Source organism: Methanospirillum hungatei JF-1 (assembly GCF_000013445.1).
GTDB classification, from domain to species: domain Archaea; phylum Halobacteriota; class Methanomicrobia; order Methanomicrobiales; family Methanospirillaceae; genus Methanospirillum; species Methanospirillum hungatei.
The window spans coordinates 309,128-323,320 of record NC_007796.1; the positions used below are offsets into that span (position 1 = coordinate 309,128).

The following is a 14,193-nucleotide window of genomic DNA, read 5'->3' on the forward strand; positions in this document are numbered from 1 at the left end:
CATGTAAAGGAGAATTTGATCATGGTAAGCCATACAGTCTCCTTACAAAGCTCCTGTATTATCTTTGTGTTATTTTTGCTATTGGGATTTCTCATACCTCTGCCGGTGTTGGCAGATGATAAACTCCAGAATGTGGATCAGGATCAGGTACATCCGGAATATGCAACCGGTTTTTCTGTTGAATATCATGAGGGCTATAAAGTTGTCACAGTTACAAAACCCTGGCGAGGATCTGATGAATCATATACATATGTCCTCGTAAAACCGGGAGTGAGCCCTCCTCATCTTGGAAAAGGAGAAGAAATTATAACTATTCCATCAGAACGATTTGTTTCACTCTCATCGACCTATCTTCCATATCTTCCCATACTTGGAATCACCAGTTCATTAAAAGGAGTCACGAATACGAATACCGTGTATACGCCTGAGGTTATGAATCTCATACAGGAGGGGAAAGTAATTGATGTCTCCGGAGGTGGGTCCGGAATGGCAACAGGTATCAATCTTGAAACTTTGATAGACCTGAACCCTGATCTTGTCATGACCTATGCAACCGGACAACCGGAGTATGATGCACACCCAAAACTCCAGGAAGCAGGTATTCCGGTTGTTCTGAATGCTGAATACATGGAAGAAGATCCCCTGGGACGGGCAGAATGGATAAAATTCATTTCAGTATTTTTCAACCGGGAAAAAGAAGCGAATGCCTACTTTGAAAAGATAAAAAATGAATACCAGTCACTTGAAAAATCTGTTCATTTCCTCAATGGTACCAATCCGACCGTATTTGTGAATAATAACTGGCAAGGGACCTGGAATATGGCTGGAGGCCAGAGTTATGTTGCTGAACTTTTAAGAGACGCAGGAGCAGATTATCTCTGGTCTGATGACACAACTACCGGAAGCATCCCTCTTGATTTTGAAATAGTATATGATAAGGGCCAGAATGCAGACTATTGGTTAAATCCGGGTACTGCTATGACTCTTCAGGAATTATTGGGAGAGGACGCCAGGTATTCAGAGTTTACAGCTGTAAAATCTAAAAAGATTTATAACAATAATGCCCGAGTAAATGCCGGAGGAGGGAATGATTACTGGGAATCCGGCGTGGCACATCCTGAAACAGTATTAAAGGATTTAATTAAAATATTCCATCCGGAAATCGTGTCAGATCATAATCTGGTTTACTATCGGCATCTGGAATAAATGAAATATCCAATATCAATGATTCTGTCCGGGCATTTCAATATGAGAATTACAGGAATAATGATATTCCTTCTTCTTTCATTAATTATCCTGTTTTTTCTTGAATTAGTTCTCGGATCAGTTGCAATCCCCTATCCAGAAATTGTCCGTATTCTTACTGGTCAGGGTTCCTCTCATGACAGCTGGATTATGATCATTTACAATTTCCGCCTGCCAAAAGCAATGGTTGGTTTATGTGCAGGTGCATGTCTCGCAATCGCCGGTCTTTTTATGCAGACCCTTTTTCGAAATCCTCTGGCCGGACCTGATGTTCTTGGTCTTTCAGCAGGAGCAGGTCTTGGGGTTGCAATTGTTGTTCTCTCAGCAGGAACGGCTGGAGCCTCTTCAATTCTTGGTAATCTTGGATTCTTCGGAAGTGTTGGTATTGCAATAGCAGCATCTTTTGGATCAGGTCTTGTACTGTTGATGATCCTGGCGGTTTCAAAAAGAGTTCAAAACAGTATGACGCTCCTTATTCTTGGACTCATGTTTGGGTATACTGCAAATTCTTTCATTTCGATTCTCATGCATTTTGCCCTTGCAGAGCGTATACAGGCATATACCATATGGAGTTTTGGTTCATTTGGTGGAGCGACATGGGACCAGATACAGGTTTTGGTTTTGTTTGCCGTATTAGGTCTGATATATTCGATATCTCTGATAAAACATCTGAATGTACTCCTTCTCGGTGACCAGTATGCCGAGAGCATGGGTCTTGATCTTATCAGAACAAGAAATAAAATTTTCATCATCACCGCAGTTCTCTCCGGAGTGGTAACGGCATTTTGCGGACCTATTGGGTTTATTGGTATATCTGTCCCCCATCTCTGCCGTGCACTCTTTGCGACTGCAAATCATTGCATTCTTATTCCGGCATGTATCCTGCTGGGGGCCTGTCTTGCTCTTACTGCTGATATTATTGCATCAGTTCCGGGGTATTCCATTACTCTTCCATTAAATGCCATTACCTCCCTTATCGGGGCACCAGTAGTTATTTGGATTATTTTTTCAAAAAGCAGGAATGGGATGGAGGTCAGTGTCTGATGGGGCTTATAAAAATAGACAAACTTACCATCGGATACAAAAAAAGAAAGAATGGAGAGAGAAAAGTCATCTCTCATCTTAACCTGGATATGAAATCCGGTGAGTTAATATGTCTTGTAGGTCCGAACGGCAGTGGAAAATCAACTCTTTTAAAAACAATTACTGGCCTTCTGCCGCCGTTAGACGGTGAGGTTTTTCTTTCGGGCAGGAATATAAGATCGATATCATCTCTGGAACGGGCTAAACTGGTATCTATGGTACTAACAAATCCGGTACAGGCTGGACAACTGACGGTATATGATGTGTGCAGTCTGGGAAGGTATCCACATACCGACTGGATGGGATCATTGGCACAGGAAGACCATGATATGATAACCGCATCTCTGGATGCTATTGGAATCAGACATTTTGCACACCGGTATTTACATGAACTGTCAGATGGCGAACGACAAAAGGTGATGATTGCCCGGGCTCTTGCACAAAATTCAAAACTCATAATTCTGGATGAACCTACTGCCTTTCTTGATATGCCCTACCGGATAGAAATAATGCACATTCTCAAAAATCTTGCCATGAACGAAGATCGGGGAATTCTCCTTTCAACACATGATCTGGATCTCGCAATGCGAACCGCAGATCGTCTCTGGGTCGTCAATCATGATGGTTCTTTTCATGATGGTGCTCCTGAGGATTTGGTTTTAAATGGAATTATTTCACAGGTGTTTGCAATTGGTGAAATCTCCTATGATGCTGAGCGGGGACATTTTCATATGCCTGTCCATCCTAAGGGATCAGCCCGGATAACTGGAGAGAATGGGAAATTCAGATTCTGGACAGAAAGAGCCATGGAAAGGATTGGATATATCTCACAGGAAAATGAACCGGCAGAGATTCATGTACATATCGCTCCCACAGAAAGTTGTATAACGTGGATCATTAAGACTCCCGGTACAGTGAAAAAATTTTCCAACCTGACTGATGGAATACATTGGATACAAACCTTAAAGCTAGTTGTTTAATTTAATTATTTGGCAGTAATCAATTTTTTACCTACTGATATTGGTGATATCTGAATAATGAAATATAATAACACGGACGGACCGATTTCTCGAATTGCAGTGTATGGAAAAGGAGGAATAGGAAAATCGACAATATCAGCTAATATTTCTGCAGCTCTTGCAGATGAAGGATATTCAGTCCTACATATAGGTTGTGATCCAAAACATGATTCAACCAGGACACTTCTCGGGGAACTTCATACGCACACCGTAACCGATTTTTTTCGAACATCGAAAATTCAGACTGATTATTCAGACCTCATCCGAATAGGTTATAATGGAATTGCCTGTATAGAAGCCGGGGGTCCAGAACCTGGTGTAGGTTGTGCAGGAAGGGGAATTCTGAGTACATTTGAAATTCTCAAACGGATGGAGACTGATTCTTCCCGGTATACCTATACCATCTATGATGTCCTGGGTGATGTGGTATGTGGAGGATTTGCTGTCCCACTCCGACATGGATATGCAGATCTCATTCTGATTGTGACATCTGGCGAATATATGTCATTGTATGCAGCGAATAATATCCTTCGTGGCATTCATAACTTCGATGGCAATATTAAACGAATTGGTGGGATAATATATAATTCCCGGGGAGGAGCAGAAGAGGATGAACAAGTCAGAAAATTTTCCGTTGCGGTCAGTCTCCCTATCCTTGTAAAGATCCCCAGAAGTGAGATCTTTCTTACCGCAGAACGGCATTCAAAGACCGTTGTTGCTGCATTTCCAAATAGCCAGGAGACAGTATTATTTCGGAAACTGATATCTGAATTTTTTTCAACTAAAAATCCTATTCCCAGGTATCGTGCCCACCCTCTTGAAGTAATGGAACTTGAGTCACTGATACTCGGAAGAGATATATCCGGATATACCTCCCCCTCTCATCAGGTCCCTGTAAATTTCAGGCCCATAACAAATGACACAGATAATGGAACTGTTCATTGTACAATCCCACAAAAGCCTTCTCTTTTTGGTTGTGCATTTGCCGGGGCAATAGCCGTACTCTCTCAAATCCAGGATGCTTCTATTATTGCCCATTGTCCCTCAAGTTGTGCACATATTGTCTCAAATCTTCTGGTCTCTTCACAAAACCGGGACCGTGATAAATCTGCTGATTATGGTAAACAGACGTCGTTTTCATTTATTCATACTGGAATGGATGAAAAAATGATGGTATTCGGGGGGATAGAGGGGTTAAAAAAAACTATTATTAAGTCTGTTGAATCCGGCAATCGTGTAATATTTATTGTATCCGGTTGTACACCCGGTATTACCGGGGATGATATTGTTGGTTGTGCATCTGAAATGAGCCAGAATCTGGGTATTCCGATCATTCCTGTATCGGTCAACGGAATCGGAGAGGGAGATTTCAGTGCTGGCATCATGGCAGGGTATCACGCCTCTTTACAACTGGTGAAACAGGAAGCCGGGAAAAATGAACGTTCTGTGATCCTTGTTGGAGAAAAAATACTTGCAAATAATACTACTGCAAATTTTAATGAATTAAGTCAGTATCTCTCTACCCTTGATATCCAGGTTTCATGTAGGTTTCTTGCATATACCTCTGTAAACGAAGTGCAATCCATGAGTGAACAGAGTCTTATTCTGCCGGTATCTTCTGATAAAATTACCCTGGAAATATCTAAAATTATTTCAGAAAAAACCGGATCAGAAATTTTTAACCATGCTTTTCCGTATACCTTCAATGAGACAGTCAGATGGATTCAGGATCTTGCTGATAGATTCAGGATCCAGGATAAAGGTTCGGCTCTGATCGCACGAAATGAGAAAATATACCGTAAAGAAATTGCATTGATTATGCTGATGACTGCTGGAAAACGGGTTATTATCGCCTCATCTGGTCCGGATATATCCTGGGTTTTAGAGGCGGTCAGAGAATGTGGGATGGAAATAATCCGTGCAGGATATTTTTCATCTCCGTATACGACGAAAAATAATCAAAAAGAATCAGAACCATCAATTGTAATGGATTATACTCCTGATGCACTCTATGATGATATCAAAACATACCGCCCGGACCTTGTATTAACCACTATCTGGCTTGATTATAAAAAAGCTGACGTACGGTATGGAATGATCCCCTTTTGTCCAAATGTGGGATTTTTTGGAGCATTATCCTCAATGAAACACTGGGCATCTATTCTTTCAGGGCCGGTAAGAGAAGGATGGAGGAATGATCTTTGATAACTGGAGTAACAGATCCTGACATCCTTACCGGAATGATACTGGGTGCTGAGGGGATTCCAGATATTATGGTGATTTTAAACAGTCCAACCGGATGTAAATTTTATCATGGGCATATTGCACATCTCAAGAGGAACGAATCGGATATTTCTGATCCATATCTTCGTCCTGAGCCATGGTTTTTCGGACAATCACGGATTCCTTGTACGTATCTTGACGATAGGGATTACATCTTTGGAACTCATGATAAACTTGAAAAAATCCTGACCTACATAAAAACCCGGTGGAGCGGCCTTATCGTTCTTATCAACGCTCCTGGTGCTTCACTCATAGGAGATGATCTGAAAAAAGTAATAGCCATTATGGAGCTGGAGGAAAGATGTATTCCGGTTGAAATACCTGGATATTCACTATCAGCACCAACCGGAGTTGATCGAATGCTGGTCAGAATTCTGGAACATTTAAGACCTTCAGGAAAACCCGATAATAAGGTCAATCTTATCGGCTTATCGATTCTTCAGCGATATTGTGAAGGAACAAAAAAAGAAATTTCATATCTCCTTGAAAAATCAGGAATATTCGTTCTTTCAACTCCGGGAGCAGGGTCAGACACAGAAAACCTCATTGCATCATCCGGTGCGTCCCTCAATGCCATAGTGTTTCCAGAATATGCAATTGAAACAGCCAATTTTTATGCAAATTCCTATAAAATCCCTTTCATTCTGCCAAAAGATGGAGCCCCGGTAGGATTTGATGCTACAAAGTCCTGGATTACCGATATCTGCAGGGCTTTCGGAACAGATCCCATCTTTGTGAATAAGGAGATTCATTCTGCCAAAAAAACCGCTGCAAGCAATATTGCCCGTGTAAATGCAGTATCCGGAATTCCCCGTGGTTCAGGATTTGCCATACGAGCGGAAAGTTCTCTTGCACTTCCCCTGGTAAAATGGCTCTATACGTACCTTGGTATGATCCCGGTCGGAATAGAACTTACTGATGGCTCATGCCAGGTATATTCTGATGAACTCAGGATCTTTCTTCAGGAGAACCATCTTATTCAGTTCCTGGGAATCTTTCCTGGAAAAGACCCGGATATTGTTTTTACTGATGGAGCAACAGGAAATATGATGAAAAATCAAGGCATTTGCAGAGGATATATTGATATTTCTCATCCACCATCTGGAAAAATAGAAATAATTCCCAAAACAATCTTTGGAATTTCCGGATCACTCATGCTTATAGAGGAAATCTTAAATATTCTGCGTTGATATCTTTTTTTGAGGATCTGTCAAAGATTCCAGGTTACTCTCTATGGATAAGTATATGGATTGGAGTAATCTGAGTGTTTCTTCATCAGGACTCCACATTCCGCGATCCACCGCTTCAAGCAATCTGCCAGACATATGTATGAGTGCATAAGGATTATCTTCCGATAACCATTCCCGGCAGGACTCATCAAAGAGAAATGTTTCAGCAAGTGACTGGTACTGCCATTCTTCAAGAACGTCAGCAGTAGCATCCCATCCAAAAGCAAAATCAAAAAGGTAAGTTAATTCCTGTGCCCCCCTATACCGGTGAGGTTTCAGACCTTCCAGCCATTTTGGATTCTGAATTCGACTTCTAAACAGAAATTTACTTTCTTCTTCAATCGTCCGGATGACCGGTTTATCAGGATCAGAACTATCCCCCACAAACGAAACCGGATCTTTTTCTCCATACGCTTTGGTAACCGCAATCATACCTCCATGATACATGAAATCATCATCATTATCTAATATATCAAGTTCTCGCGAATTGTGGTTTTTTACTGTTACATCAAGTTTGGAGAGAAGAGTTTTGAAAAGATCCTTCATAACCTCCCCTTTATATTTACGCCCATATGCATGACCGCCCCAGTCAAGATAAGTATCTGCAAGATCCTGCTTTTTTTCCCATCCGGATGTAATAATTTTATCTGCAACTCCTGCTCCATATGTTCCCGGAGGGCAGCCAAAAATCCTGATAAGTGCCCGCGATCTGGCCTCTTCTGGATCCATTCCATTTTTCAGTGATTCAAGCAGGGATTTACGAAGATGAGATGCAAGATAATTTTCTTCATCCTTTTCATCAAGGGTTGCAATCATCTCAACTCCTTCATCAATCAAATCGACAAGACCGGGAAAAACATCACGAAAGAGGCCGGTTATCCGAAGAGTAACATCTATCCGTGGCCTTTTCAGATCCGATAATGGAATAATTTCAAGACCTGTAACTCGTCCTCCATATGCTGACCAGAGAGGACGAAGACCCATAAGCCAGAGAAGGTATGCAATATCATCCCCTCCGGTTTTCATACTGTCGGTCGCAAAAATGACAATTCCAACATTTTCAGGATAAACACCTTCATCTTTGACGTACCGCTCAATCATCTGATTAGCCATCTTTTTTCCTATGGCAAAAGCAGCAGGTGTTGGGATTATCGCTGGGTCAATAGAGTAAAAATTCCTACCCGTGGGGAGGATGTGGGCATTTCCCCTGGTTGGAGGGCCTGATGGACCAGGAGGAACATACCTGCCATTGAGTCCGGATAGCAGGTTATTCATCTCATCGGTGGTCTGTTCAAGGTTAGGGACAATATTTTTACAAATCTTGTAAAGTGTTTCGTTCAGATCTGGATCATTGCATAAATCCCGTGTAATATCTGGTATTTTTTCAGGATTACATCCTGTAGCAACAATGCTTCGGATTATATCAAATGAAAGTGTATCGATATCATCGAGTAATGCACCATTCGGTTTTTGAAATAAATCGTTCCAACCGGAAGGGTTTTCCTGTAGTTCGGAAAGAACAAGGCCCATAGATTTTCCAATGGATTCACGAAGTGAGGGTATTGATCCATTTTTAATTCTTGTCAGAGCGTAGAGCATTTCAGAAAATCTCTCTCCCTGAGGACAAAAACCATAAATGTGAAGGCCATCCTTGATTAAAGAATCCCTGGCCGTACATAGATAATCATACATTGATCCCAGCGATACTGCCAGATTCTCTGGGGCTGACAGAGAGATCTGAAGATCAGAAGCAAGGTTTGTCTCTTCAACCAATATTTGAATTTCTTTTAGGATTTCAGATGCTTTTACGTCATCGCGGTTCTTTTCTGCACGGAAATACTCCTGGATATATACTGTGAGTTCCTCAAGATTACCATATCCTCCTGCACGAGTCATGGCAGGGATGAGGTGATCCAGGATAACTGCTGAAGATCGTCTCTTTGCCTGTATCCCCTCCCCTGGGTTATCAATAATATATGGATACAGGTGTGGAAGATCCTCAATCATCATATCCGGATAACATGTTGATGACAGCCCCACACTTTTACCTGGAAGCCATTCCAAGGTCCCATGGGTTCCCATGTGGATGATTGCTTGTGCTTTGTATCCTTCTTTGAGCCACCGGTAAAAAGCAAAGTACTGGTGGGGCATAACAATGTCAGTACTATGATAAACCGCATCAGCGTCCTCTAAAAATCCGCGTGGTGGCTGCAGTCCGATGAAGATGTTCCCAAACATTTTTCCTGGAATAAGAACCTTTTTTTCGGCAGTCAGAATTGTTCCCGGTGGTTCTCCCCAGTCATGTATAATTTTCTGACTGCATATCTCCGGTATTTTGGAGAGCCAGGTCAGATATTCATCCCTGGATACCAGATCTGCAGATTTACTTAGTAACTCCCCCTCATCCATACATTCGGGTGTGTTCGTCAGACCTGATAAGAGCAGGTGAATAAGTTCCTGTCCTGATGCAGGAAGTATTTCTCCACAATCATATCCCGCATTTTTCATTGCGTGGAGGATTTGAACTACACTTTCCGGAGTATCAAGACCAAATGCGCCACCGATGCAATCATTGGCAAGACCATACTGGTAGAGAATAATTGCAACCCGTCTTTCACAAACCGGAGTACGTCGAAGTGAAGCCCATGATTTTGCCATTTTTGCGACTTTCCGAGTTCTTTCTTCAATTCCATTAATCTTCCTTGAATTTTCATCCGGTTCATGGCATGCAATTGGAATTGAAATAATCTGTCCATCGTATTCTGGCCAGACTACATGAGAAGATATTTCCAAAATAGAAAGTCCTGCGATATTTTCACTCCATTCACCATAACTTTGGTTGGTAGTAATGAGCTGCAGGACGGGAACTCCAAGGGAAGAAAAAAAGTTATCTGGCTGAATTCCTGTTTCCCCTGAACACGATACCGAAAAGCTGAGCTGGGAAAACCCCATCATGATAAGCAGCACATCAATTGTAGTTTTGTCATCCTCCATAAAATAATGGCGAATAATTTCTGAGATTCCAGGTGATCCACTAATTGGATCCGGCGCTGATGAACAAAATACCGGTACGGTATCCAAACCCTCTTCTTCAAGAGAAGAGATGACCAAGTCAACTGCTGCAAGGGATTTCGAAAGGTAGTCGTTTTGCCAAAAGAGAATTCCCGCTTTCAAGGTACTTTTTGGGAGGAACATTCGATATTCTGATATCTGGATGTCCGGGTACCATCCTGGATGATATATACCATGAGTTGGAGGTTGTACTGGTTTAGGAATGCTGTGATCCCCTTTTCCTATCTGCACATACACCCAAAGAAGCAAAGAACGCATGTTCTGTAAACCCCCAAGATGGAGGTATGAATAAACCTGACGATAATCGTCATTTGAGAATGGGAACCAGGATCGATATTCTGTCATTTCCTCTTCGATTGTACTGATAAGAAACACAGGGCATTTCTCTGAATTTATTGTTTCCCGAAGCCGGGGAAATTTCTTAAAATATGGGACTGAACCATGGAGGTTTATTATGATAAAATCTACAGAAGAAATTTCTTTGAGAACATAAGAAAAAACCTCCTCATTTTTATCCAATTCTTCAGAGCAATATTGAATAACATTTATATTACAGGATTCTTTACGTAAATTTTTTGCAGCCTCAAATAGAAGACGATTTTCGCCACTACCAGAACCAAGATAGAAAAGATTAATCATTTTTTCTCCTTTTATTTGATAACAGATGATCCTATGATGACTTTTGCTGGAATGATTGGAATTTCCTCCCGAATGAGTGCATAATAATATTTTACTTTAATGCAAAAAAACTTGTTCTAATAATATCATAAATTCTTGGATGCAATGATGAAATTTTCTGTTTATTATTGCATCGGAGTAAAAGACTTCCATGAAGGTATTTAAAAAAAATGATGGTGACCAGATTACTGCATATATATGTTTTTTAGCAGGGGGATGGTAAGATAGAAAATTGTCTGATATATGCAATAAAGACGTTGAGAGAGTGAATAGAAGCAAATAATTTTTTGTAATTTATTTTATTTTGTCTGATAAAAACAAAAGATGGTATTACCGCAAAGTATTTCTGTATGAACAATAAATTTTGATCTATGTCAAAATTTTTTGGTTATGAACCGAAGCCCAAGACTGCAAAGCTTGCCGATGAGTTTGAAACCAAGGTCCTAATTCGGAGAAACAACAAATCCCTCGTTGGGAGGGTTTTTGTTGACATCATGGAAGATGAATGGAAATTTGCTGTGGGTTTTAACCAGATGGGTATTACCAAACTTCATGGCAGAGAAAATGAATTTGAAGTTCTGTACAGATACCAGCCATCGGAAGAATCAAAGGTGGTTCGCCTTGGAACTGATACCGGTCTTGAGAATGACTATCCTGCTGCGTCATTTCCATCACCTGATGAATTCATCATCTGGGCAATCGGCCAGGAAAAACAGATTCAGCTTTCACCTGCCTGAATGATTCCTCCTTTATTTCTTTCAATTTTTCGATTGTAATTCTGATTATTCATTCTGAAGAAGGCAATATTTAAGGTAAAAAAAGCGCATGGATAAAGATCGGAAAGGATACATTCAGGTATATTGTGGAAACGGAAAGGGGAAAACAACTGCAGCACTAGGTCTCTCGCTCAGGACCCTTCTCTCTGGTGGATCAGTGTATTTTGCCCAGTTTTGTAAAGGATCAGAGACGGCAGAATTGGGGCTGTGTACACTCTTTGATACCTTTGTGATGGAACAGTATGGAACCGGGAAGTTCATTATCAGTGATCCTACTGAAGAAGACCTAAAGCAGGCAAGATTGGGACTTGAACATTGCAAAAGTGTGCTGTCATCCGGTTATTTTGACCTTGTCGTCCTTGATGAGATAATCATGAGTGTCTATTACCGGCTAATCACCATTGAAGAGATTCTCTCTATGCTGAAATCCAGAAAGTCATGGGTTGAAGTGGTACTCACCGGGAGAAAGGCGCCACATGAGTTGATTGAAGCAGCAGATCTGGTCACAGAGATGAAAAAAGTGAAACATTATTTTGATATTGGGGTGAAAGCAAGGAAAGGGATAGAATTCTGATATCTGAAATTTTCTGGGTAATCTGGTTTCTATCCGAGGTTTTGTTATTTCCAGCCAATAAACACTCCAAACATATCATACTGTAAGGGTGAAAGTATCCGAGCAAAACCTGCAGCTTTCAATTTTCTATAGAAACCATGGTTTGTGTCAAGAAGGGGCCATGCCTTCTCTCTTCCGGATACTGTCTCGAGAATCTGATCTTCTGGCATGCCGGTATCTCTCATGTGACGCTCCCATCTGTTTCGGTATATCGATTCAATCCAGTCCTCTTCCGGTCTCATAACATCTCCGCATATAAAAAGTCCACCTGGATTTAGTTTTTGATATATCTCATCAATGAGGTTTTTTCTGAAATTATCAGAGATGTGATGAAGAGTAAGTGTTGATATAATACAATCATAGTTCCCTTCAGGCAGGCCGGTGGTGATGTCACCTTCGATGAATGTGCACCCTGTTAATTCTTCTTTTCTTTTTGCCAGTTCCAGCATCTCTGGAGATTTATCCATGCAGGTGATCTGATATTCAGGATATTGACTGAGCATAAGTGCAGTAAAATACCCGGTCCCTGAACCAAGTTCCATGATAGAGATCTTCCGGTGAGGAATGAATGAAAGGCATGTGGAAAAGAAGAGCTCCGCATTCGGGAGGATGCGAAAGAGGTTCGTGTCGTACTGAGTGATGCGGTTCAAATAATGTTCGTGATCAGACATCATTATATCAAAGGGTTTCATGTATCTTAATTGGTGAGATATTACTCGTAAAATAAACAGCATGAAACTTGTCTTTATTTTTGTTACAGAGTTATCTGAATAATTCAGATAAGGTCTCTCATCACGAGGATTACGATTGGTCTATGTTACTTTCTTTTTGAAGTTTTTATCTCCAACAATTTCTACCTTCATAATGACGTTCTGGTTATCCTCGGTATTTGTAAGAGAGGTTTCCATCAGGTCAGAATGATAATTCGGTTGGTTTGGAGAACGGTCCCTCCCTATTGCCGTGTGCTCCAGATTCTCGTAAAAATTCTCTTTTTTCGAGATTAATTGTCATTTGAATTACTCTCAATTTGTTCCAGACAAAGGGAAATGATTGAATAAATCATTTTTTTATCTTCTGACTTGACCAAAAATGGAATATTTTATTCTTTTTCTGAAAATGAAATGTAATTATGGGCTATTTATCCTGTAACAATTTTACCTCATCAATACCTTACAAGACTGGTGCATAATATTCGCCCATTTCTGTTCCGGAAACAAAGGTATCAGCATACTCTTGTAAGACATCTTTTGGATTAAGGTCTTTACATTCATCCGGGTGCAATGCCTTTGCAAGATATACGAGACCAGCCGGACTCCGGGGACCATAAACAAGGTCTCCATTCAGGACAAACACTTGTTTTTCTTTTACTGCATCAAGTGAGTCAAACCCGGTTCTTGCAATCATCTCTTCCCTGACCTGTTCCAGCGTTTTATCCGGCTTAAGGGAGACTGTTTTTATAATTACCGACGGATTCTCACTCATAACCCATTCAGGAGTGACTTTTGGCCATTGTTCACCAAGACTTGCAGCAAGGTTTTTTCCCCTGGCTATTCCCATAAGAATATCTATTCCGCTGTCTTTGCCCTGAGCAGAATAATCAGAATATCCTTCAATGTATGCTGTCGGGAGATCTTGTTCAGGAATATTTTTCAACCGTGACGTAACTTCATCCTCCCATTTCTTCATGAAGGTAAGATATTGTTCTGCTTTCTCATCAGCACCGATCAATGTTCCCAGAGATGTAATATCCTGTTTAAGAGTATTGAATTTATAACAGTCAAGATAAATCAGATTAATTCCTGCGTTTTTCAACTGTTCAGCGTTCTTTGGTTTGGAACTGGAATACGAAATGACGGCATCTGGTTTTAATGCAAGAATCCGCTCAATACCGGGTGTCTGCCAGTCTCCAACACTTATCGCGTTTGGCATGTGTTTCATGAGTGCAGTATCTTTCATGGTACTATCAGTAAGACCAATTATGCTGTTTCCTGCCCCAAGAATCACCAATGCTTCTGCTGCATCACTGTTCAGGCAGATAATCCTTTTCGCAGCAAATGGAAGGGTGATGGTATCTCCTGACGTATCGGTGAATGAGACATCAGCAGAGCAAAATGGTAGTATTAATCCACAAACAATGACGAATATCGCGAAGTAGGAAATGTACGAGTTTTTCATCATGGTAATCATCAGTTTTT

Annotated in this window: 10 protein-coding genes; 7 read left to right on the plus strand and 3 right to left on the minus strand. The window is 40.9% G+C overall.

Annotated features, from left to right (window positions below):
• Positions 1 to 105 precede the first annotated feature (105 nt).
• Genes MHUN_RS01440 through MHUN_RS01460 form a run of 5 tightly spaced genes read left to right on the plus strand, consistent with a single transcriptional unit; the run spans position 106 to position 6,820 of the window.
• Positions 106 to 1,206 carry an ABC transporter substrate-binding protein gene (locus tag MHUN_RS01440; protein WP_394296009.1) on the plus strand — a complete coding sequence of 367 codons (1,101 nt, stop codon included), beginning with the start codon at positions 106 to 108 and terminating at the stop codon, positions 1,204 to 1,206.
• Between the two features lie 60 nt (positions 1,207 to 1,266).
• A complete protein-coding gene (locus MHUN_RS01445; protein WP_239441551.1) occupies positions 1,267 to 2,289 on the plus strand; it encodes an iron ABC transporter permease in 1,023 nt (340 codons plus the stop codon).
• On the plus strand, positions 2,289 to 3,308 hold the full coding sequence (locus MHUN_RS01450; RefSeq protein WP_011447345.1) for an ABC transporter ATP-binding protein: 1,020 nt from the start codon (positions 2,289 to 2,291) through the stop codon (positions 3,306 to 3,308). The genes MHUN_RS01445 and MHUN_RS01450 overlap by 1 nt, the downstream gene beginning before the upstream one ends.
• A 57-nt stretch (positions 3,309 to 3,365) precedes the next feature.
• A complete protein-coding gene (locus tag MHUN_RS01455; protein WP_011447346.1) occupies positions 3,366 to 5,552 on the plus strand; it encodes a nitrogenase component 1 in 2,187 nt (728 codons plus the stop codon).
• Positions 5,549 to 6,820, plus strand: coding sequence for a nitrogenase component 1 (locus MHUN_RS01460; protein WP_011447347.1), 1,272 nt, complete (start codon positions 5,549 to 5,551; stop codon positions 6,818 to 6,820). The genes MHUN_RS01455 and MHUN_RS01460 overlap by 4 nt, the downstream gene beginning before the upstream one ends.
• On the opposite strand, the gene cobN is transcribed toward MHUN_RS01460, so the two are convergent.
• On the minus strand, positions 6,803 to 10,570 hold the full coding sequence (cobN, locus tag MHUN_RS01465) for a cobaltochelatase subunit CobN (RefSeq protein ID WP_011447348.1): 3,768 nt from the start codon (positions 10,568 to 10,570) through the stop codon (positions 6,803 to 6,805). The two genes, MHUN_RS01460 and cobN, sit on opposite strands and share 18 nt — an antisense overlap.
• Before the next feature lie 410 nt (positions 10,571 to 10,980).
• Between cobN and MHUN_RS01470 the strand changes: the two genes are divergently transcribed.
• Positions 10,981 to 11,346, plus strand: coding sequence for a hypothetical protein (locus MHUN_RS01470; protein WP_011447349.1), 366 nt, complete (start codon positions 10,981 to 10,983; stop codon positions 11,344 to 11,346).
• 88 nt (positions 11,347 to 11,434) lie between these two features.
• A complete protein-coding gene (locus MHUN_RS01475) occupies positions 11,435 to 11,959 on the plus strand; it encodes a cob(I)yrinic acid a,c-diamide adenosyltransferase (RefSeq protein ID WP_011447350.1) in 525 nt (174 codons plus the stop codon).
• A 44-nt stretch (positions 11,960 to 12,003) separates the two neighbouring features.
• Here the strand turns inward: MHUN_RS01475 and MHUN_RS01480 are convergent, their stop codons facing one another.
• Both MHUN_RS01480 and MHUN_RS01485 read right to left on the minus strand, forming a co-directional pair.
• Positions 12,004 to 12,690: a class I SAM-dependent methyltransferase gene (locus tag MHUN_RS01480; RefSeq protein ID WP_204223006.1), complete on the minus strand. Its 687-nt coding sequence runs from the start codon at positions 12,688 to 12,690 to the stop codon at positions 12,004 to 12,006.
• A 478-nt stretch (positions 12,691 to 13,168) separates the two neighbouring features.
• Positions 13,169 to 14,176 carry an ABC transporter substrate-binding protein gene (locus tag MHUN_RS01485; RefSeq protein ID WP_158498127.1) on the minus strand — a complete coding sequence of 336 codons (1,008 nt, stop codon included), beginning with the start codon at positions 14,174 to 14,176 and terminating at the stop codon, positions 13,169 to 13,171.
• Positions 14,177 to 14,193: the final 17 nt, after the last annotated feature.

What these genes read in the sequence shown, in the direction of transcription:
- cobN (WP_011447348.1), bottom strand. Translation starts at nt 10,570, where the DNA reads ATGATTAATCTTTTCTATCTTGGTTCTGGTAGTGGCGAAAATCGTCTT.
- MHUN_RS01475 (WP_011447350.1), top strand. Translation starts at nt 11,435, where the DNA reads ATGGATAAAGATCGGAAAGGATACATTCAGGTATATTGTGGAAACGGA.
- MHUN_RS01455 (WP_011447346.1), top strand. Translation starts at nt 3,366, where the DNA reads ATGAAATATAATAACACGGACGGACCGATTTCTCGAATTGCAGTGTAT.
- MHUN_RS01445 (WP_239441551.1), top strand. Translation starts at nt 1,267, where the DNA reads ATGATATTCCTTCTTCTTTCATTAATTATCCTGTTTTTTCTTGAATTA.
- MHUN_RS01470 (WP_011447349.1), top strand. Translation starts at nt 10,981, where the DNA reads ATGTCAAAATTTTTTGGTTATGAACCGAAGCCCAAGACTGCAAAGCTT.
- MHUN_RS01450 (WP_011447345.1), top strand. Translation starts at nt 2,289, where the DNA reads ATGGGGCTTATAAAAATAGACAAACTTACCATCGGATACAAAAAAAGA.
- MHUN_RS01480 (WP_204223006.1), bottom strand. Translation starts at nt 12,690, where the DNA reads ATGAAACCCTTTGATATAATGATGTCTGATCACGAACATTATTTGAAC.
- MHUN_RS01485 (WP_158498127.1), bottom strand. Translation starts at nt 14,176, where the DNA reads ATGATGAAAAACTCGTACATTTCCTACTTCGCGATATTCGTCATTGTT.